The sequence below is a fragment of the Sporomusa sp. genome, assembly GCF_035561255.1.
GTDB lineage: Bacteria > Bacillota > Negativicutes > Sporomusales > Sporomusaceae > Sporomusa.
This window is the reverse complement of the sequence record NZ_DATMXX010000414.1, coordinates 1-19,059: the sequence shown is the minus strand read 5'-3', so window position 1 is coordinate 19,059 and position 19,059 is coordinate 1. Positions and strand designations below refer to the sequence as shown.

Genomic DNA, 19,059 nt, shown 5'->3' with positions numbered 1-19,059 from the left:
TATTTGAAGACTAACATTCATCTATAAAATACATAAAACGCATAGGCAATAAGGGTACCGTGAACGGCCCCGCCCAATACCTCAAGCGGCGTATGCCCTAATAGCTCTTTAAGTCTGGTATCCCGGACCTTGTGTTCCACCCGCATCTCGCGAACTAATTTATTAATTACTTTAGCCTGCTTTCCTGCCGCACGGCGCACTCCGGCAGCATCGTACATAACGATACCGGCCAGTACGACGGCTACGGCAAATAAATCGGAGTCAATCCCTTCCCTAAGTGCTACACCAACAGCCAGACTTACCACTAATGCAGTATGTGAACTGGGCATACCACCGGCACCAACAAGCCGTTCTGCATTAAACGCGCCATGTCGCCAGTAAGATGTTATTGTTTTTAAAACTTGTGCCGTGAACCATGCGGTAATGGCAGTCATCAATATAATATTCTTCCCAATTCCCGCCATAAATTCGGACATTATTTACACCTCAGGCCTCACGAGTGATTAAATATTCTACTAAGTCACGCAGAATTATAGCTTCAGACCCAAATTCGCTTAAGCTGACTAAGGCGTTATCTACAGCTTGCTGTGCTAATTGTTTGGCACCTTCCAGTGAATATAGTGTTACATAGGTTACCTTCTGATTCCGCATGTCACTACCCACAGGCTTGCCAATCTTATCTTGAGTACCGATTACATCAAGAATATCATCTGTAATTTGAAAAGCCAGACCAAAATGATCAGCGTAGTGAGTTAGTGCTTCAATTTTGTGCTTACTGGCATTAGCCAACAAGGCTCCTGCACGTAGTGCGGCCTTAAATAATGCGCCGGTTTTAGCCTGATGCATAAACTTCAAGGTTTTCGCATCAATAATTTGCCCTTCAGAGGCCAGATCAACTGCCTGGCCGCCAACCATGCCGGAAGCGCCAGCAGCGGCAGCTATTTCTTTAACTACATTGACTAAAATTGCAGAATCGACATTTGGCTGTGACAGCATCGTGCCGAATGCGGCGGTCAATAAACCATCACCGGCTAAGATAGCCATGCCGTCACCGAATATTTTATGATTAGTAAGTTTACCGCGGCGGTAATCATCATTATCCATGGCTGGTAAATCGTCATGGATAAGTGAATATGTATGGATCATTTCCAAGCCACAGGCAACAGGCAAATAATTAGCACCACAGCCGCCTACAGCATCGGCAGCAGCCATAAGCATAATCGGTCGTAATCTTTTACCACCAGCAACCAGGCTATAACGCATCGCATCATAGATTATAGGTGGATAGGCATCGGCGGGCGTGTATTGTGCAAGAGCACTATCAATTAAATTGACTTTATGCCGGCAATAATGACCTAGTGAATATTGTTCTATCATAGCAGTTAATCAGCCTCCACCAGATTAAGCGGTTTTTCAACCAGACGTCCCTGTTCCTGCTGCAAAATTTTATCCACTTGGGCTTCGGCAGCATTGAGACGTTCAAAACAAAGTTTGGCAAAAGAGATGCCCTCGCCAAATCTATCTAATGCTTCTTCCAGCGGTAATTCACCGGCTTCTAGCTGTTTTACAATTACTTCTAATTTGCCAAGAGCATCCTCAAAACATACATTGTTTTGCTTATTATTTGCTTTATTAGCCATTTTTGTCCTCCCTTACCTTAACAACATCAACATCCAGTCGTCCTTGGCTTAAAATAATCTCCAACGACTGCCCTGGCGTTACCTGAATGGCCTTGGTTATAACTTCTCCCTCAGGTGTGCGAGCCAGACAGTATCCTCTTGCCAATACATCAAGTGGATTAAGTATGGAGAGTTTTTCTGTAAGTATTTTAAAAGCATGCTGTTTAGAAAAAATCGCTTTTTGCACCGCTTGTCCCAAGCGTTCGACATATAGATCTGTCAGTTGCTTTTTGTCGGCAAAAAGCTTTTCCGGCTGAATAAATACTTTATTATCACGAAGCTGCCGAAGAACTTGCCGCCGCTCTTTAAGGTAAGACCGCGTATTACTTTCCAGCATAGTTTGCAGTGTATTAATGTACCGCTTTAATTCATAAACATCCGGGACAACAAGCTCGGCAGCTTGTGAAGGTGTTGCAGCCCGACGATCTGCTGCAAAGTCTGCTAATGTATAATCTGTTTGATGACCCACCGCTGATACAATTGGGATGCTGGATTCAGCTATAGCACGCACTACCATCTCATTATTAAAGGCCCACAACTCTTCGATTGAGCCGCCACCCCGGCCAGCAATAATAACATCTACATTACCAAGGCTGTTAAACGCACGAATAGCCTGTACAATCTGCCCCGGGGCCTCCAGTCCCTGTACTTGAACCGGATACAGAATAAGTTGCATACCGGGGTGGCGCCGTTTGGCAACTGTAATAATATCTCTTAGTGCCGCCCCGGTTGGTGAGGTTATAATCCCAACCGCTTTGGGCAAAAGTTTAAGCGGTTGTTTACGGCTTTCATCAAACAGTCCTTCTGTTGCCAATTTTTCTTTAAGCTGGTTAAAAGCAATACTTAGTTCCCCTAAGCCATCTGGTATTAACTGGTCGGCGTAAAGCTGATATTGCCCATCCCTCTCGAATACTGTCACCTGACCAAATGCGATTACTTTAAGCCCATCGCGTGGTTCAAATTTTAAAAATTGCGCCCGGCTTTTAAACATAACCCCTTTTATTTGAGAGCCGGCATCCTTAAGCGTAAAATAGCAGTGACCTGAATAGTGTAATTTAAAATTTGATAACTCGCCCTTAATAGCAACTGACACTAGTTTAGAGTCTTTGTCAAACATCCCTTTAATATATTTAGTAAGATCACTGACGGTATATATGCTGCTCATATTCATTCACCTGATTTATTCACATCATATTTTTGATTCAAACCGGTCGAATCCTTTATTATTACGTTGTTATCTGATGATTAAGCCGCTCTAAGACCTCCCTAACATCTATGCTGGGAGATTAAAGCGGCTGGGTAACTACCAACCTGATTCTAAGTCTTATTTTATAATAATAACCTATAAATGCAAAAAAAACCAGACATAAGTCTGGGTAAAGATTATTATGCATCTAAAATCGGGAACCGAAATAGCGTTGCGTCAAATATCCGCTCACCCCTCCCACCACAAACCAGAAAAAATATCCGGGCGGAATAAGATGCCCAACAACTGATCCAATGGCTGCACCTGCTAGAATATAGGGTACCATGGTGTCACCTCCCGGCATACGAGTTTATGTATCATATGCAAAGGAGTCTGCAATGGTGAATTATAGGGGTGTCTGTCCGGCGTTTAACGCAAAATAGGCAGCACCTGTTGCATTATCCGGGCTATAGATATTGTCAGGGAAGTACAGCCTGGCCACACCCGTATGTTCCAGGTGCTCTAACAGGTAATTCCTAATAAATCGGTTTGCCATTACCCCGCCCACGAGTAATACCTCAGTAAGACCAGTATTTATAACCGCGTGGTTGATCATAGCCGTTACCGCTTTGGAAATACAAAGTTCCACACCTGCAGCAATTGCCCCCCTGTCAGTACCCTGGGCAATAAGCTTGCGAACATGGGTCTCCGGTCCAGTAAAACTAACAGTTGCTTCCCGGATACTTACCGGTATTTTTACAGCTTGGTCACGATATAGCGCAGCAAGAGCTTCCAGTTGAGGGCCAGCAGGAAAAGATAACCCCAGCAGAACCCCAATACGATCGATTAGCTGCCCGGCATGAATATCCTGGCTACGACCAATGATCTCCGTCGACAATCTACTTGAATCCGCTTTGTTTGCATCAGCTGACACTTTCACAATTTCAGTTGTACCGCCAGACAAATGAACAGCAAGAAAATTCGCTGACTTAGGACCACCTGCTGACCAAATTCCCGCCAAAATATGATTTTCTTGATGACTAATGCGATAGAGCGGCACATTATGAGTCAACGCCAGCACCTTAGCATAACCTTCCCCCACCAAAAATGCCGGCATATAGGAATCAGGCAATGGCCGGGGAAAAGCTGAAACAGCTATGGTTTTAAATGATACTGGCCTGGGAAAATTACAACATGCCTCAGCAAATAGTTCAGGCATGTTCCGTGTATGCTGAAACACCATTTCCGATTGCTGAAGCCCTCGGCCACCGTTTTTGACCCTCAAAATTCTCCGGCAATCGGCTACTAGCTGCCCCAGCTCATTCAATATCGCTACTGAGGTTGTATAACAACTAGTATCTATTCCCAACGAATAGTTCATGACAGTCCGTTGTTCTTTACTATTGACCCCAGAATTCCGTTAATAAATCGGCTTGAATCCTCAGTACCAAAAGTTTTTGCCAGTTCAACAGCTTCATTAATAGCGACACCTGGCTGTAATCGCTCATTACTATATTTCATTTCGTAAATGGCCATCCGGGCTATATTACGGTCAACACCTGCCATGCGTTCAATTTTCCATTCCCGTGACAACTCTGATATATAATCATCAATAGCAGCTAAATTGTTATATGTTCCTTCAACCAATGACTTAGCATAGAGTTTGGTATTCTCATTAATGTCTTCACGCTCACTAAATACAGCATTGAGTGCTTCGTCATTACTAACACCTGCGTTAAAATCCAATTGAAATAATGCTTGTACAGCCATCTCGCGGGCCTTTCTACGGCTCATAATTTCCCTCTTTCTAAAAGCTCCTACCGGTTGTAACCAGGAGGTAGAAGCTTATCCAATATTTCCATAATATCTTCTTTTTGGTCAATACGTTTACCCACTACATAACCGGCAATAACGCATAAAACTACAAATAGTGTACGGAAAAACCCAAAAGTTATGACAAGGATGCCAAACATAAAGCCAAAGAGCACCCCAAGAAGTTTACCGCTATGGTGCTGCCAGATTTCCTCCAGTAGTTTGGAATTCAATTCTGTCACCCCTATTCAACACGCTGTTTAGCTTTAAAATCATTGCTGATGTTTTCTACGGTAACCTGAACATCAGCCAGGTCGATACCTACAGTATTTTTTATATACTCATGAACACGCTTTTGAATTTCACCAGCCACAGTCGGTACGTGACTCTCCGGGCTAACTACCGCTTTAATCTTCACTGTAATTCCCTGAGTGGCTAACGCCACCTTTACCTTGATTCCACGTACACCGCGAATATGTCGTACCATCTTCTCCACCAGATTCTCCACTGCGTCAAGTGAAATATGTACATCTCCTATTTCATTATGATGAACAATGGTATCTTTGGCTTTACGGGAGCGAAGGCCAGCCAAAAGCAGTCTGATGCTTACCAGAAAAAACACCGCTCCAACCAGCGAAGCTTCCCATTGACCATACATGTGTGCAATGCTTGTCCACGCCAATTCCAACGGAATAAGGCGTAAAGACAGGAGAATAGCAGCGAATGATAAAAAAGCCAATAAAAATGTGTAAATAGATAGGATAATGCGGTCAATGATCCCCATAGCAATCTCCTTTCTTTGGCCTCTCCCAATTATCTTACCCTAATATCTTCTTCTTTACCTTCTGGAGCAAATCCTACACCTTGAACATGAATATTAACTTCGACAACATCAAGGCCTGTCATAGATTCAATCCCCCGTTTGACGTTTTCCTGGACTCTTAGCGCGACATCGGGGATACGTACGCCATATTCAACAATGATATATAGATCTACAGCCGCTTCGCGTTCGCCAACCTCAACCTTAACCCCTTTGGAGAGATTTTTTTTGCCCAGCATTTCTGCGATGCCACCAACTAAACCAGCACTCATCCCAGCAACGCCGGTAACTTCGGTTGCCGCAAGCCCGGCGATTATGCCAACAACTTCATCAGCGATCCTAATAGAACCAACATCATTATGCTCAGTCTTTTCCATTCGCTCTCTCTTTTCCATTCCAACCCTCCCCAAAATCTTTAGCTACTACAATCTATTACACAGTCAGATATCTTATAACCTTATTATTATACCAAGCTTTTTCCAATTTTACAATTTAGGTGAAAAAATAAGAGGAGCCACTGAGCTCCACTTAAGGTTTAGCGCTAACAGTAACATCCTCAGGCTTAACCCCGGCAATACGGCAAATCACTTCAGCCACTTGCACAACTTCTTCCCGGGTGAGTGCTGTTGTTTTAACAACTGCGCTTACTGAGTTATCCCGAATAAATACCAGAGCATCTCCAAAGCCTTTAGCTTTAATTAGGTTCTCCATTTCTGCTTCCCGCTGCTTTTCCAAGGTCATTTTTAGAATGGTTTCCTGAGCCTGATGTTTAGTATCTTCGGTTTTAGCATCTTTTATAATCTCTCGCAATAGATCAGATCGTTCGCTTCTAATCTTATCTCTTTCAAGGCGATATTCGGTAAAAAAGTCAGGAGCCATCGCTGGCACAACCTGATCGGTAATGACCGGTTTGGTTACTTGCATCGCATTTGATCTGTTTGCTCTTGTCTGACGCATGTCCTGAGCGTAGTTCCAAGCACCGCTGATAAGTAGTGAAAGTATGCCAGCGGCAACTACAAACGCAGCGAATTTACCCACTTTATTTATAGATAAAACCGAAAATATTCTCATACCTCTAACCTCACTTTCTTTGCGGCAGTACTGTAATTTTATACGGGGGAATCCCTAATCCTGATTCCACTGCTTTAGTAAGATTGGCCTTCACTGTCGAGTCATAAGCCCCTTCTGATACGATCAGTACACCTTTAATGACCGGTTTGTATTCCCGTACCATTACAGGCCGGTCAGCACCGTTTTCTTTGCTTAATAATACTTGTTCGGACTCTTTAGTTTCAGTTGTTGTACGTATACCGCCCGCATTATCTTTCTCCTGCACTGTTTTTGTCTCTTTGGTAATATTCTTAGCAGTCTCCTGCAAACCACCAGTTTCTAATGTTATATTCACAGATACAGCACCAGCACCCTTAACCTGCGCCAGTAAATTAGATAATTTACTTTCAAGCGCTTCTTCATAGCCGCGGCTGACAGTCGGTGTTACTTTGGCAGTTTCAATCGGAGCATATTGTTGGGGCTTTTCTGCAAACGGTTCATATACTCCCCCGATTAACAGTAGCATAATTCCAAGTAATCCGAGCCAGATCAGCCTGGCGTTTATCACGCCATCCTTTAAAAGTTGGCTGGGAACAACTTTTTTTGCTCCGGACAGCCATCCCTTCAGCGAAGTTCCTAACGCACTCATATCATGCTAACCTCCTATTTTATCTGTTTAACCTCGACTTGGCTAAGTTTAATCTGATATAACTCAGTCACCACCCTTTTCACCTTGTCGATTACTGCTGGCGATAGTTTACCTGATTCTTTAGGGGTTTCGACTGCCTTAGATCCAATGGCGACTTTCGCAATTTTTCGTTCATCTGCAGTAAACCCCGGCTCAACATAGACTATTACGGTGCTAATCTTCCCCATGGACTTACTTCCTGACGGCGTATCATCGGCAATAACTACTGTAACCTTAGCATTGGCCACACCATCAATGGCCAGCACTGTTGCCCTAATTTGCTTGGATAAATCTCTGGCATACAACTCACGGGCTAGTTGATCTCGTTTACCAACAACATGAGTGCTGGCGCTCAAGATTTCAGCATCAGATAAAGTACTGCTGGTCTGGGCCAATGCAGGAATCTGGTCTGTTGACAGCTTATTTTCTAAAACATTGATAACAGGATTTAAAATAGCCAGCATAATAAATAAACCCAAAATCACCCGTATAAAGCGCTGCATACTATTATTAGGCAGCAGAAGCTCTAAGAATGAGGCGAATAATACCACAAATATAATACTTTTAACCCAAGCAGTAATAGATTCTATCACATTATCACCTACCGGCCAAGCTTCTCTAGCGTAGCATCATGGCAACACTACCAGCACCGATTATCATAGTTACTACTAAAAAGAACATCAGGGCAACTGTTAATAATGCACCAAAGACTAAAAGTAGATTATTCCCCATAGCGTCAAGACACTTAGCCATTTTTTCATCACCCATGGGCTGAATCAGTGCCCCGGCAATCTTTATTACTACAATTAACGAGATTAGTTTAATTAACGGCAATGCACATATCAATGCAATAGCCAATACTCCGAAAATGCCGACTGCGTTTTTCAGCAGCAGAGATGCCCCCATAACGAGTTCGACAGTATCAGCAAACATTTTACCTACTACAGGTATAAAAGTTGCAGTTGCATATTTGGCGGTTCTTAATGTTAAACCGTCTGCAACACTGCCAGCAACTCCCTGAATACTTACGATACCAATAAAAACAACCAATACTAAGCCCAGTGTCATCATTCCGGCTTGCTTAAGTACTCCTGTCAAATTGCTAAGCTTATAGCTTCCAGAAAGATAGTTAACACACTCCAGGATGGCTGTTAAGAACAACAGTGGTAGAATTATGTCTTTGACAACAACACTTGTTACGCTTACAACCAGCAGCATTAGCGGCGTAAGCAGAGCTGCAGATGTTAATGCACCGACTCCGGCTAAGAGGGATAATAATAAGGGCAGCAGCGCCTCCATAAAGCCAACCATATTGCTTACTGTCTCCCTGGCGAGCGTCAGACCTTGGTAAAATGCACTGAGCGCGATGACTGATAAAAAGATAAAGCATACACTGTACGCCAATAATGAAATGGCTGATTGCTCAAATGAGTTTTGCAGATTTTGCAGCAGAGCACATAATACCGCTAAAAATAATAATTTACCCAGTAGATGGATATTGGTAGCTATTTCCTTAAATAAATAGGAAATAAACTTATTTGAGATGGTCTGCCAATTAAACGACAGGCCTTTGGTTGCAATGTCTTTGATTGTTTCTGCAGATAACAACGGTATTTCTTCGTTCAATTCTTTATTAATAGCCTCAATAAAGTGATTGACCTGATTAACTGAGGTATTCTCCAGCAATTCCATTGGTAAATCCGGGCTTGCATCAGACGCAGCCCAGGCAATATTAACCCAGAGAATGCAGATAATCGCTGTAATTATGATTTTCTTCACGTGCATTCCACCTTAAGGAATGAGTTTCACAATAGTTTCTAACACCAATGCAATTATAGGTACCGCCATAACCATAATTAATATTTTTCCTGCAAATTCAATCTTGCCAGCCACTGCGCCTTCGCCGGCATCACGGCACACTTGGGCACCAAATTCAGTGACATAAGCAATACCAATAATCTTAAGGATAGTATTTAGATACATTTGACTAATATTGGCTTTTTCCGATAAATCCCGGAATAAGTCCAATACTACATTAATCTTACCAAGTACCATTAAAAAGATGATGGTTGACAATGTTAGGGCCAGCTGGACGGCAAGTTCGGGTCGCTGTTGTTTAATGATTAAAATTAGCAACGTAACGACAAACCCTAGCCCGATAATTTGTATGATTTCCATGGCGTTTACACCCCTTAGAACAACTTAAATACATCCTGAACGGTGTTAAACAGTCGGCCTAATAGTTGCACTACCCATACCAACACCATGGCAAAACCGGCAAGGGTACATAAATGAGCCATATCTTCTTTACCAGCCTGTTTTAACGCAGTATGAAAAACTGAGATTAAAATGCCCACTCCGGCAATTTTGAATAACACATCTATTCCCATTCCGTACTCGCTCCTCTCTTATACTAATCAGATAACTTCCTTATACCAAAACTATCACTACCGCCACGCCCCCGCAAACACCTAAATATCGATACATTTTAGCGTTTTGCTCACAGATCTTCTCAGCTTCGTATTGTATTCTGGACAACTGTTCATGCACTAAATCCAAGGATTTATGCTGTTCTTCCCGGTTCATGCCACCTAAATTGGCACTAAATACAGCCATAATCTCCCGTTCTGGTTTACTTAAAACAAGACAATCTGTTTCTTTCATAGCCTGGACCATGGCAGCCTGAGGAGTAAGCCAGCCATTTTTTTTCAATAATTCTGACATAGCATGAAACAGATTAGCTACCGGTCCGCTAATGCCCCCGGTACACTGGGATAAAGCCTCTGGTAATGGCAGTGCCACATAATTAATGTGTGATTTAAGGGCTGATAAACAGCTGATAAGCTGCCTGATTTGCCGTGGACGTTCCACATAACAGGCTGCTAAACTAAACCCGATACAAGCCCCTGCAATAACAACCATAAAACTTCCGAGAATTTTCAACCACATACTTTCACCTCGTTCAAGCTGGTATATATTACCCTTCCTTGCCGGGAATCAACTATTTCCTCAATAGTACCAGGTCCTGACCGGTTACTTAATATAATGTACCGATCAAAAACCCTTTCTTTCACTAACTCACCAACGTAAGGACGATTCTGAAATTCATCAATTGTTCGGCTATGGGCAGTTGCAATTACCCTCACGCCTGCACAAACAGCTTCCCGTACAGCAGTGGCATCTTCCATTCGGCCTAACTCATCTGTGGCTATAACTTGTGGAGCCATAGATCTGATAAGCATCAACATCCCACTAGCCTTAGGACAAGCATCAAGCACATCAACTCGCGGCCCTAAATCTACGCTGGGAATACCATATTGGCAGGCGGCAATCTCAGAGCGCTCATCAACCAATCCGATTTTCACACCAACAATACCTAGCGAAGGGTTACCAATACTTAGTTGCCGGATTAAATCGCGTAGGATTGTTGTTTTACCACAGCGTGGTGGAGAAATGATTAAGGTACTGAATACTTCGTTATGCTCTTTTGCTACTACAAATGGAAGAATACGGTCAGCGCAGCCTGGTATTTCTCTGGCTAAACGGATATTCAATGAGCCTATATTTTTTAGTGTCCTGATTGTGCCCTCAAAGGTCGTTGCCTGTCCAGTCAATCCAACCCGGTGTCCACCCGTAATTGTCAAATACCCCTGCCTTAATTCTTCTTCAAAGGCATAGACCGAGTTCTTACATATCAGTTGAAAGGTTCTGTTCACATCTTCAGCAGTACAGTGATATATCTGGGTTGTTTGCTCTGTTTGATTGATTTCTGTTACAGTCATATCATGGTTGCCTAAAACTAATTGCAGTGGCTGATTAACCCTGATACGAATCTCAGTGACCTTATGCAGCACACTATCAGGCAATACCCTAATTAGCCGTGCAATGTGGGGGGGTAAAACAGGATAAATATGTTCAGTTAGGGAAGTTTGAATATTTTTCATACATTCTTTCATCCTCATTTATTGTAGGGCGACTTGTCTCAGTCTCAGCCGCTTCCCTTTCTTTACATAGATATGTGTTAGGAATTTAGTTTATGACAAAAAAAGAAAGACTTAGCCTTGGGCTAAGTCTTAAAAAAATCCCTGTGTTCCCGAAGTTTAAAAGTCCATTAAACTCACTACACACCGGGATGCATAATATGGCCGGAAGCTCGTTGGTCATACCGGTTATCCACAGTGATGTCCAGTTCATTATCATACACTACACCGCCACAATATGGGCAGGTAACCTCAATATCATCCTCATCATCTAATATGTTCGACTCAAAAGTTACCAATTCATGACACTCAGGACAAGCCACTTCGACCATGTCGTCCTCATCAACTTCATCAACTTCATCATATAGATCGTCATCATACTCATCATCATCTAGATCTTCTTCATATATTTGCTCTTCGAGGTCAGTCAAATCTTCATCAATTGACTCTACATAGTCTTCAAGCTCTAACTGTGCCAAATTGACATTTTGGACTTCATCGGCAAACGATTCAAGTACGTCAATAATATTAAGCAAAACCTTACCCTCAGATGAATTCTCGTTAACATTAAGCCCTTGTGTTAATCCATGTAAATAGGCAACTTTTTCCTTAAGGTTTCTCATAAAAATTACCCCCCCTTTAGCTATGTTCTAGGTATTGGACACTATTTTTAGTATGTCCAATGCTTATTAAAACATAACTTCCGGAGGGTTTTTTAAGCCTAATAGTTGTTAGGCTCGCTCGATATAGTCACCACTGCGGGTGTCAATTCTTAAAACTTCACCGATATTGATAAATAGCGGAACACGAACAACATGCCCGGTTTCCAGTTTAGCGGGTTTAGTACCGCCGGTTGCAGTATCACCCCTAATACCAGGGTCAGTTTCCACAACCGTCAACTCTACTGACATCGGCAAATCAATACCAATTACATTACCTTGGAAGAATAATACCGCTATATTCATGTTTTCTTTTAAGAATTTGCGGGCGTCACCTAGTTGCTCGCCAGATAAAGCAATCTGTTCAAAATTCTCATTATCCATTAAGTTGAACATGCCATCGCTCTCATACAGGTATTGCATTTCACGTCGTTCAACATGGGCCTTTGGTAATTTTTCCCCAGCATTAAAGGTACGCTCGACAACAGCACCCGTACGTCCATTTTTTAGTTTAGCCCGGACAAATGCAGCACCTTTCCCTGGTTTTACATGCTGAAAATCAACTACCTGCCAGACGTCGCCATCAATCTCAACTGTTACCCCTGTACGAAAATCATTGCTCGAAATCATTATTGATAAGCCTCCCCATTGTTCTGTCAATTAGCCTAATTCTATTAAGTCCTTGCTGCTAGCAGTAAGAATTGTGCAGCCATCAGCAGAAACAACCACTAAGTCTTCAATACGCACGCCACCCCAGCCAGGAAGATAAATTCCCGGTTCGACAGACACTACCATACCTTGAGCTAGTTTAATGTCTCCGGATGGGGACAATCTGGGTTCCTCATGAATAAAAAGCCCAACCCCATGCCCTAAACCATGGCCAAAATATTTACTATAGCCCGCATCGTCAATTACCTGTCGGGCGATCTGGTCAACTTCTTTACCAGTTTTTCCGGCTTTCACAGCATTAATGCCTGCTAGCTGAGCAACTAACACAATATTGTAGATCTCGCGTTGCTTGTCTGTTGCTGTTCCAACCACAACTGTTCGCGTCATATCAGAATGATACCCCTCGAACACTGCGCCAAAGTCAATCGTGATAAGGTTTCCGGCTTCAATTATTTTATTTGAAGCCCGGCCATGTGGTAATGCACTCCTAAGCCCTGATGCCACAATCGTATCAAATGCCGGTTTTTCCGCGCCAAGCTTGCGCATTTGGTATTCGAGCTCAAGCGCAATGTCCAGTTCGGTTATTCCAGGCTTAATCATTTTCAATGCATCGTTAAACGCTGAATCGGCAATCGCCACTGCTTTCGTAAGTAAAGCCAATTCTTTTTGATCTTTGACGATTCTTAGTCCGTCAAGCTTTACCGGTAATAACTCTGTTTCTCCCAGACAATCAGACAACTTTTGATAAACTTCCCAAGTTATAAAATCGCTTTCGAAACCAATGCGTCCAAGCCCTAATCCCTTCACAGATTCTGCCAGAGTATCATAAATTGCAGTTCCATGACGAATAATTTGATATAATGGCGCTTGCTGTTTAGCTTGCTCAAGGTATCTGAAGTCAGTCAATAATCGGGGGGATTGTCTGCTGATAACCAGCATTCCTGATGATCCGGTAAAACCACTAAAATACTGCCGGTTTTCCGGCTTTGTTACCACAATACCATCCAGGCAGTGAGCTGTCATCAGATCATACAGATTTACCAAGCGCTGCTGGATCATCGCTTATGCGCCCCTATCAAATAATGTGCTGCCTCTAGCGCCAGCAGGTAACTTGAGGCGCCAAAACCGGCTATCTGCCCTACCGTCACTGGCGCTGTCACTGAGCGATGACGGAATTCTTCTCTTTGGTAGATATTAGACAAATGAACCTCAATGGCCGGAACATTTACGGCTGCCAGCGCATCCCGCACAGCAATACTATAATGGGTAAAAGCCGCAGGATTAATGACAATACAGTCAAAATTATCCTGAGCCTGCTGAATAGTATCAACCATAACACCTTCGTGGTTGGTCTGTGCAATAGATAACTCAAGTCCTAATTCGTTTGCCCGCCCAGTTAACGAGTTATTGATATCATCAAGCGTAGTCTTGCCATATACTTCAGGCTCACGCATACCAAGCAGATTCAGGTTAGGCCCGTGAATGACCAATACCTTCATTCTACATGCTGCCATTCTATCATCTCCAGCGTCTGACTTTGTGTAAGTTAAGACTCTTCTTATTGTCAAAAAATACATGTATGCACTAGCTTTTACATTTTAGCATATAATTTCTATTTTGACTACTAAAAAACTTGTTCCCTCTATCCTTCCTGTATAGGGATTTTTGCCTTAATCTTTTAAAATTGAGGTGGCTATTTCCCTGAAAATTGGAGCAGCAACATTACTGCCTGACATTCCTTCCTCTACAAACACCACAATGACATATTGCGGATTCTCAAGCGGCGCAAAGCCAACAAACCAGGCATGATTGATCCCCTGACCAGTTTTATTAGTCCTTCCTGTTTCAGCTGATCCTGTTTTACCCGCTGAACCGAAGCCTTCCACATAGGCGGCTTTTCCAGTGCCATATTGAGTGACAGCCCCCATCATTCCCCGTAACCGTTCAGCTGTCTGACGGGACATAACCCTCACACGTTGATTAGGCTCATGAAATTTTTTTACAACTGCCCCTTCCTGACTGGTAAGTTGGCTGACTATATATGGCTCAACCTTAATCCCGTCATTAACAATTGTTGCCACAGTTTGTGCCAATTGCACAGGTGTGGCTTCACAAAAGCCCTGACCAATAGCCAAATTTGCTAAATCCCCCGGATACAGTTGGTCAGCCTCTGGTAAATTACCCTCACTTTCACCAAAGAATTCGAGCTTAGTCCGTGATCCATAACCAAGCTTTTGGGCCATAGCAATCAGTTTCTCAGCTCCTAAATGTAACGCGATTTGAATAAATACAGGGTTGCTGGAGTGAGCCATAGCCTCAGTAATCGTAAGCCGCCCCTTGGGCTCTTGCTCATAATCCCACCCCTGAAACCTGATATTGTTAACATCAATATAACCGTGATCAAAAAAAACATCATCCATTTTCACCGTCTTATTTTCCAGAGCAGCAGCCGCAACAACTAATTTAAATACCGAGCCGGGCTGATAAGACGAAACTGCCCGGTTGAGCAGTGGCGAACTATTTTGCTCTAAATATTGGCTGAGATTATTGGCATCAAATGTCGGTCGTGAAGCCATAGCCAGTATTTCTCCGCTACTAGGTCGCATCACTACCACCGCACCTTTAACAACAGTGCGGCTCATAATTTCTTCAACATTTTGCTGGATCTGCTTATCAATTGTCAAGATAACATTGGTTTCCCTGGTACCTTCTGTCAGTTTCATCCTTTTGTAACCTAAGCCAGGGATAAGTTGTTGTCCGGCATCAACAATTGCGGCTACATACTCAGGCTGACTGCCCCGCAGCAAAGCATCATACATGCTTTCAATCCCACTTACCCCTCTATTGTCAGCAGAGTTGATATAACCGACCACATGAGATGCTAGAGAACCTTGTCCATAACGCACCTTTTCAGCAACCGCTACTATACCAGGAATCTGCATATCGTTAATTTGTTTAGCCGTACTGCTCTCTATATTGTCGGCTAATCGAAAAGGATATTCACTGGTATTTAAACGCCGCAAACCCGCTGCAAGCAATTCAGGCGTTAAACTGATCACACTGTCAATCTTCGCAAATGCCGCTGCTGTCTTATTTTCAATCTGACCCGGAAAAATAACAATGCTATATTGCTGTGAGGTATTAGTCAGCGGTATACGGTTACGGTCCAATATTTCACCTCTGGCAACATCTACCGGCAGTTCTTGAACACGGATACTAAGCCCCTCCAACGCCAGCTGCGGACCATGGATAACCTGGAGATAGAACAATCTCAAGACCAGCAGGCCGGAGAAGCACAAAAAAAATAAAACCAGCTGGTAAATACGTCTACTGGAATAAGCCATACTATCACCTTCTAAATATAGTTAGTAGGTATAGTATGGCTTTTAGTGGCAGCTGGTTATTCAGCGTTTAATATATTGAACACTGATAGGAAGATTAGCAAGTATATCATGTACTTCACCGGCTGTATCAGGCGTTGCCCGTATAACTAAAATCCCGGCAATGCGATCCAAAGTACTGACTACACCTAAATATTCATACCCTTCCATTATCCGATTAATAAAATTAACGTCCTTGGGTTCGACTTGAATATATATCGGTACAAACGCTCTCTTGTTCATGATCCCCCCCGCCGTATTTCCGGCCGCCTTAGCATAGCGTACGGCGCCACCGGGCGAGCTACAGGTATTGCCACAATCTGCTGAGGGTGAGGAGCCACTTCAATGGGCATTCCATCAACATTAAACATAGTGTTGATGGTTTGTAAAAAGTTATCTTGCCCAGGCTGCATTATCTCAATTTCTTCGCCGACTTTCATATTATTGCGCTGTTCCACTACCGCCATACCGGTTGCCGGATTATACTCTTTGACCAACCCCACGAAGTCATGGGTTTGAATGTAGCTTGACGATGTATATATCTGATCTTGTTCAGTGGTTTTATTAAAATAAAACCCAGTTGTATATTCCCGGTGTGAGACTTTCTGTAATTCATCAAGCCAGCACTGCTTAATATAAAAACCAGCCGGTGAGGCGGCATAGCTGTCAATTGCTTCTCGGTACACCTTGACAACGCTAGCCACATAATGGACGCTTTTCATTCGGCCTTCAATTTTAAAACTGTTTAAGCCACTTTTGACTAACTCCGGCAAGTGGCTGAGGAGGCATAAATCTTTCGAATTAAAGATGTAAGTACCACGCTCATCTTCTAAAACCGGCAAATAGACTCCCGGGCGGCTTTCCTCCATGAGATGATATTTCCAGCGGCATGGTTGCGCACACTCACCCCGGTTCGCATCGCGCCCTGTCAGATAGTTACTTATTAGACACCGGCCTGAATATGACATGCACATAGCACCATGTACAAAGGCCTCTAGTTCAATACCAACTTTTTGCCTGATTAGCTGTATCTCGTTAAGTGAAAGCTCTCTGGCCAGTACTATACGTGCTGCACCTAGCTCCTGCCAGAACTGGGCCGTGGACCAATTGGTACTGTTAGCCTGAGTACTAATATGAATAGGCAAAGCAGGCGCTGCCTGGCGAGCGATACGGAAGACCCCTACGTCAGAGACAATAACACCGTCTGCTCCCATTGCGGCAACATCCTTAATATAGTCTGGCAAACCTGTCAGGTCATCATTATGAGGAAAAATATTGATTGTTATGTAGGTTTTTTTGCCAAGACTATGGGCAAAGTCAATACCCTCCTTAAGATCATCCTGCTCAAAATTATCACTAAATGCTCTTAAGCCAAAAGCTTTTCCTCCCATATATACAGCATCAGCCCCGTAAGTAAGGGCTATTTTAAGTTTCTCTAAATTGCCTGCAGGGGCTAAAAGTTCCGGTTTTTTCATTGCTTCGTCTCTCCCTGTAAAATGATACAGCCATTCCATCGCCAATATGATGGACTGTCGTCTCAAACCTCAAATCATTAGTAACGAAATCAAGGTAAGACTTTAGGCGTTTAACAATTGTGCGAAAGCGTTTGGGTGCAGCTGTTTCATCAAGTACCCATCCTCTAAATAATACGTTGTCAGCAATAATAACGGCTTCTGGAGAAAGTTTATCCAGAACTTTCTCCAGATAATCAAGGTATTGACCTTTGGCGGCATCAATAAATACTAAGTCATATGTACCGGTAAGCCGGGGGATAACCACCCCGGCATCGCCGGCAATAATATCGGTTTGATTTAATACACCTGCTTCAGCTAAAAACTGTTTAGCGACCGCTATCCGGTCATCATCTTGTTCAATAGTCGTGATTTGACCGCCTGGCATCATGGCAGTGGCCAACAGCAGGGTAGAATAACCGATAGCAGTTCCTATCTCCAGCACTGCTGCAGGTTGAGCGGCAGCAGCCACAGACTGCAGCAATTGACCGCCTTCCAAACTGATGATCGGAACCCTATGGGTAGTTGCATAATCTTTCATCATCGCTAAAATTTGTTTAACATTACCCATGCTAAATTTGCACCTGATCAATTGCGGCTAAATGTTCCTCATACGTTCTGCTAAAATGATGTTTTCCTTGTTTATCGGCAACAAAATACAAATACTCAGTCTCATCAGCAAAAAGTACAGCCTTGATCGCTGCACTACCAGGATTAGAGATCGGTCCTGGTGGTAAGCCCATATTCTGATAGGTATTATATGGTGATATTATCTGGGTATCTTGTATTGTAAGTTCAGGTTTAGGATAACCCAGGATATATTGGATAGTAGCGCATGATTGCAAAGGCATTGCATGTTTTATTCTATTAGCAAATACCCCGGCGATTACTGGCCGATCCTCACTTATCTTGGCTTCTTTTTCAACCAGCGAAGCCAAGATTACAACCTCGCGCAGCGTAAGACCCATTTCAGCGGCCCGCTGTCTTAAGTCAGGTGTCATTTTAGCATCAAATTGCTTAACCATCATAGTAAGCAGCTCTTCTTCAGTTATCCCTTTAGCTACCCGATAAGTATCGGGAAAAATAAACCCTTCAGCACGATACCTACTATTAGGCTGGGAAGTCATATAGGAAAATGGCGCAAAATCTTTGGCGATCTCTTTGAATTTTTCCGGATTAGCTAACTTTTTTTCGGCTAGCAGTATTGCAACCTGATCGACAGTATATCCTTCAGGAATAGTAAATTGCTGATAGGCAGTTTGACCTTGCGATATTATCATTAGCATCTGACGCACCGGCATGTTTGCGCTAATGGCATATTCTCCTGCTTTTAGTGAGTTTTCCACTCCGTGCAGCTTGGCAGCAACCCGGAATACCAATGAATTTTTAATCAAGCCCTGCATTTCTAACTCTTCAGCAATGGCTTTTGTTGGCGTGCCTGGTTTAATTGTGATAGACTGTAGTTCTCCTGAGTTGCCGGCAGGCTGAGTCAGCGTCCAGCCTAGAATAGCACCAATAGCAACCAGTATCGCTGCCAGTATGCCGGCAATTGCTTTTTTTGCGATCGAATGATTCAGCATTATCATCCACTATCCCTCTTTCATCTTTACATAGGTATTATATCT

26 protein-coding genes are annotated in these 19,059 nt (G+C 43.1%); all 26 read right to left on the bottom strand.

The genetic code is table 11. The features are described from left to right. Nucleotides 1-17: 17 nt before the first annotated feature. The gene (locus tag VN379_RS23990; protein WP_325538599.1) at nt 18-476 is read right to left on the bottom strand and encodes a divergent PAP2 family protein; all 459 of its coding nucleotides are present in this window, start codon (nt 474-476) and stop codon (nt 18-20) included. 10 nt (nt 477-486) lie between these two features. Continuing rightward, entirely contained in the window at nt 487-1,377 is an 891-nt protein-coding gene (locus VN379_RS23985; RefSeq protein ID WP_325538597.1) for a farnesyl diphosphate synthase, read from the bottom strand. A 5-nt stretch (nt 1,378-1,382) separates the two neighbouring features. Further along, nucleotides 1,383-1,640, bottom strand: coding sequence for an exodeoxyribonuclease VII small subunit (xseB, locus tag VN379_RS23980; RefSeq protein WP_325538596.1), 258 nt, complete (start codon nt 1,638-1,640; stop codon nt 1,383-1,385). Beyond that, the gene (xseA, locus tag VN379_RS23975) at nt 1,633-2,844 is read right to left on the bottom strand and encodes an exodeoxyribonuclease VII large subunit (protein WP_325538594.1); all 1,212 of its coding nucleotides are present in this window, start codon (nt 2,842-2,844) and stop codon (nt 1,633-1,635) included. The genes xseB and xseA overlap by 8 nt, the downstream gene beginning before the upstream one ends. A 427-nt stretch (nt 2,845-3,271) precedes the next feature. Beyond that, nucleotides 3,272-4,084 carry an O-sialoglycoprotein endopeptidase gene (locus VN379_RS23970; RefSeq protein WP_325538592.1) on the bottom strand — a complete coding sequence of 271 codons (813 nt, stop codon included), beginning with the start codon at nt 4,082-4,084 and terminating at the stop codon, nt 3,272-3,274. A 158-nt stretch (nt 4,085-4,242) separates the two neighbouring features. Further along, nucleotides 4,243-4,659, bottom strand: coding sequence for a transcription antitermination factor NusB (gene nusB, locus VN379_RS23965; protein WP_325538590.1), 417 nt, complete (start codon nt 4,657-4,659; stop codon nt 4,243-4,245). A gap of 23 nt (nt 4,660-4,682) precedes the next feature. Then, nucleotides 4,683-4,919: a DUF2273 domain-containing protein gene (locus tag VN379_RS23960; RefSeq protein ID WP_325538588.1), complete on the bottom strand. Its 237-nt coding sequence runs from the start codon at nt 4,917-4,919 to the stop codon at nt 4,683-4,685. A gap of 2 nt (nt 4,920-4,921) precedes the next feature. Next, nucleotides 4,922-5,461: an alkaline shock response membrane anchor protein AmaP gene (gene amaP / locus VN379_RS23955; RefSeq protein ID WP_325538586.1), complete on the bottom strand. Its 540-nt coding sequence runs from the start codon at nt 5,459-5,461 to the stop codon at nt 4,922-4,924. A gap of 29 nt (nt 5,462-5,490) precedes the next feature. Next, nucleotides 5,491-5,892: an Asp23/Gls24 family envelope stress response protein gene (locus tag VN379_RS23950; RefSeq protein WP_325538584.1), complete on the bottom strand. Its 402-nt coding sequence runs from the start codon at nt 5,890-5,892 to the stop codon at nt 5,491-5,493. Nucleotides 5,893-6,025: 133 nt separating this feature from the next. Continuing rightward, nucleotides 6,026-6,568 carry a SpoIIIAH-like family protein gene (locus VN379_RS23945; RefSeq protein ID WP_325538582.1) on the bottom strand — a complete coding sequence of 181 codons (543 nt, stop codon included), beginning with the start codon at nt 6,566-6,568 and terminating at the stop codon, nt 6,026-6,028. A 10-nt stretch (nt 6,569-6,578) separates the two neighbouring features. After that, the gene (locus VN379_RS23940; protein ID WP_325538580.1) at nt 6,579-7,196 is read right to left on the bottom strand and encodes a hypothetical protein; all 618 of its coding nucleotides are present in this window, start codon (nt 7,194-7,196) and stop codon (nt 6,579-6,581) included. Between the two features lie 14 nt (nt 7,197-7,210). Beyond that, nucleotides 7,211-7,828 (bottom strand): stage III sporulation protein AF, encoded by a 618-nt coding sequence (gene spoIIIAF / locus VN379_RS23935; RefSeq protein WP_325538579.1) that lies wholly within the window; start codon nt 7,826-7,828, stop codon nt 7,211-7,213. 25 nt (nt 7,829-7,853) lie between these two features. Further along, nucleotides 7,854-9,014, bottom strand: coding sequence for a stage III sporulation protein AE (spoIIIAE, locus tag VN379_RS23930; protein WP_325538577.1), 1,161 nt, complete (start codon nt 9,012-9,014; stop codon nt 7,854-7,856). A gap of 12 nt (nt 9,015-9,026) precedes the next feature. Next, nucleotides 9,027-9,413 (bottom strand): stage III sporulation protein AD, encoded by a 387-nt coding sequence (gene spoIIIAD / locus VN379_RS23925; protein ID WP_325538575.1) that lies wholly within the window; start codon nt 9,411-9,413, stop codon nt 9,027-9,029. Between the two features lie 14 nt (nt 9,414-9,427). Continuing rightward, nucleotides 9,428-9,625 (bottom strand): stage III sporulation protein AC, encoded by a 198-nt coding sequence (gene spoIIIAC / locus VN379_RS23920; protein ID WP_325538574.1) that lies wholly within the window; start codon nt 9,623-9,625, stop codon nt 9,428-9,430. A gap of 40 nt (nt 9,626-9,665) precedes the next feature. Beyond that, a complete protein-coding gene (locus tag VN379_RS23915) occupies nt 9,666-10,184 on the bottom strand; it encodes a stage III sporulation protein AB (RefSeq protein WP_325538572.1) in 519 nt (172 codons plus the stop codon). After that, entirely contained in the window at nt 10,175-11,179 is a 1,005-nt protein-coding gene (spoIIIAA, locus tag VN379_RS23910) for a stage III sporulation protein AA (protein WP_325538570.1), read from the bottom strand. The genes VN379_RS23915 and spoIIIAA overlap by 10 nt, the downstream gene beginning before the upstream one ends. Nucleotides 11,180-11,355: 176 nt before the next feature. Then, nucleotides 11,356-11,838, bottom strand: a complete 483-nt coding sequence (locus VN379_RS23905; RefSeq protein WP_325538568.1) for a CD1247 N-terminal domain-containing protein — start codon at nt 11,836-11,838, stop codon at nt 11,356-11,358. Nucleotides 11,839-11,946: 108 nt separating this feature from the next. Then, nucleotides 11,947-12,504, bottom strand: a complete 558-nt coding sequence (gene efp, locus VN379_RS23900; protein ID WP_325538566.1) for an elongation factor P — start codon at nt 12,502-12,504, stop codon at nt 11,947-11,949. A gap of 30 nt (nt 12,505-12,534) precedes the next feature. Then, complete coding sequence (locus tag VN379_RS23895) at nt 12,535-13,602, bottom strand: Xaa-Pro peptidase family protein (RefSeq protein WP_325538564.1); 1,068 nt, start codon at nt 13,600-13,602, stop codon at nt 12,535-12,537. After that, nucleotides 13,599-14,057: a type II 3-dehydroquinate dehydratase gene (aroQ, locus tag VN379_RS23890; protein WP_325538563.1), complete on the bottom strand. Its 459-nt coding sequence runs from the start codon at nt 14,055-14,057 to the stop codon at nt 13,599-13,601. The genes VN379_RS23895 and aroQ overlap by 4 nt, the downstream gene beginning before the upstream one ends. A gap of 156 nt (nt 14,058-14,213) precedes the next feature. After that, the gene (locus VN379_RS23885) at nt 14,214-15,887 is read right to left on the bottom strand and encodes a penicillin-binding protein 2 (RefSeq protein WP_325538561.1); all 1,674 of its coding nucleotides are present in this window, start codon (nt 15,885-15,887) and stop codon (nt 14,214-14,216) included. A 60-nt stretch (nt 15,888-15,947) separates the two neighbouring features. Further along, a complete protein-coding gene (locus VN379_RS23880; protein WP_325538559.1) occupies nt 15,948-16,166 on the bottom strand; it encodes a DUF4911 domain-containing protein in 219 nt (72 codons plus the stop codon). Beyond that, a complete protein-coding gene (locus VN379_RS23875; RefSeq protein ID WP_325538557.1) occupies nt 16,163-17,398 on the bottom strand; it encodes a U32 family peptidase in 1,236 nt (411 codons plus the stop codon). Before VN379_RS23875 ends, VN379_RS23880 begins: the two co-directional genes overlap by 4 nt. Beyond that, nucleotides 17,349-18,005, bottom strand: coding sequence for an O-methyltransferase (locus tag VN379_RS23870; RefSeq protein WP_325538555.1), 657 nt, complete (start codon nt 18,003-18,005; stop codon nt 17,349-17,351). Before VN379_RS23870 ends, VN379_RS23875 begins: the two co-directional genes overlap by 50 nt. A gap of 1 nt (nt 18,006) precedes the next feature. Next, nucleotides 18,007-19,020: an endolytic transglycosylase MltG gene (gene mltG, locus VN379_RS23865; RefSeq protein ID WP_325538553.1), complete on the bottom strand. Its 1,014-nt coding sequence runs from the start codon at nt 19,018-19,020 to the stop codon at nt 18,007-18,009. Nucleotides 19,021-19,059 lie beyond the last annotated feature (39 nt).

Excerpts from the sequence above, each read along its gene's own strand:
- VN379_RS23985 (WP_325538597.1), bottom strand. The coding sequence starts at position 1,377 with ATGATAGAACAATATTCACTAGGTCATTATTGCCGGCATAAAGTCAAT.
- xseA (WP_325538594.1), bottom strand. The coding sequence starts at position 2,844 with ATGAGCAGCATATATACCGTCAGTGATCTTACTAAATATATTAAAGGG.
- VN379_RS23945 (WP_325538582.1), bottom strand. The coding sequence starts at position 6,568 with ATGAGAATATTTTCGGTTTTATCTATAAATAAAGTGGGTAAATTCGCT.
- VN379_RS23990 (WP_325538599.1), bottom strand. The coding sequence starts at position 476 with ATGTCCGAATTTATGGCGGGAATTGGGAAGAATATTATATTGATGACT.
- VN379_RS23915 (WP_325538572.1), bottom strand. The coding sequence starts at position 10,184 with ATGTGGTTGAAAATTCTCGGAAGTTTTATGGTTGTTATTGCAGGGGCT.
- spoIIIAA (WP_325538570.1), bottom strand. The coding sequence starts at position 11,179 with ATGAAAAATATTCAAACTTCCCTAACTGAACATATTTATCCTGTTTTA.
- VN379_RS23950 (WP_325538584.1), bottom strand. The coding sequence starts at position 5,892 with ATGGAAAAGAGAGAGCGAATGGAAAAGACTGAGCATAATGATGTTGGT.
- VN379_RS23905 (WP_325538568.1), bottom strand. The coding sequence starts at position 11,838 with ATGAGAAACCTTAAGGAAAAAGTTGCCTATTTACATGGATTAACACAA.
- amaP (WP_325538586.1), bottom strand. The coding sequence starts at position 5,461 with ATGGGGATCATTGACCGCATTATCCTATCTATTTACACATTTTTATTG.
- mltG (WP_325538553.1), bottom strand. The coding sequence starts at position 19,020 with ATGATAATGCTGAATCATTCGATCGCAAAAAAAGCAATTGCCGGCATA.
- VN379_RS23870 (WP_325538555.1), bottom strand. The coding sequence starts at position 18,005 with ATGGGTAATGTTAAACAAATTTTAGCGATGATGAAAGATTATGCAACT.
- VN379_RS23895 (WP_325538564.1), bottom strand. The coding sequence starts at position 13,602 with ATGATCCAGCAGCGCTTGGTAAATCTGTATGATCTGATGACAGCTCAC.
- efp (WP_325538566.1), bottom strand. The coding sequence starts at position 12,504 with ATGATTTCGAGCAATGATTTTCGTACAGGGGTAACAGTTGAGATTGAT.
- spoIIIAD (WP_325538575.1), bottom strand. The coding sequence starts at position 9,413 with ATGGAAATCATACAAATTATCGGGCTAGGGTTTGTCGTTACGTTGCTA.
- xseB (WP_325538596.1), bottom strand. The coding sequence starts at position 1,640 with ATGGCTAATAAAGCAAATAATAAGCAAAACAATGTATGTTTTGAGGAT.
- spoIIIAC (WP_325538574.1), bottom strand. The coding sequence starts at position 9,625 with ATGGGAATAGATGTGTTATTCAAAATTGCCGGAGTGGGCATTTTAATC.
- VN379_RS23875 (WP_325538557.1), bottom strand. The coding sequence starts at position 17,398 with ATGAAAAAACCGGAACTTTTAGCCCCTGCAGGCAATTTAGAGAAACTT.
- nusB (WP_325538590.1), bottom strand. The coding sequence starts at position 4,659 with ATGAGCCGTAGAAAGGCCCGCGAGATGGCTGTACAAGCATTATTTCAA.
- VN379_RS23940 (WP_325538580.1), bottom strand. The coding sequence starts at position 7,196 with ATGAGTGCGTTAGGAACTTCGCTGAAGGGATGGCTGTCCGGAGCAAAA.
- VN379_RS23885 (WP_325538561.1), bottom strand. The coding sequence starts at position 15,887 with ATGGCTTATTCCAGTAGACGTATTTACCAGCTGGTTTTATTTTTTTTG.
- VN379_RS23880 (WP_325538559.1), bottom strand. The coding sequence starts at position 16,166 with ATGAACAAGAGAGCGTTTGTACCGATATATATTCAAGTCGAACCCAAG.
- VN379_RS23970 (WP_325538592.1), bottom strand. The coding sequence starts at position 4,084 with ATGCCTGAACTATTTGCTGAGGCATGTTGTAATTTTCCCAGGCCAGTA.
- aroQ (WP_325538563.1), bottom strand. The coding sequence starts at position 14,057 with ATGGCAGCATGTAGAATGAAGGTATTGGTCATTCACGGGCCTAACCTG.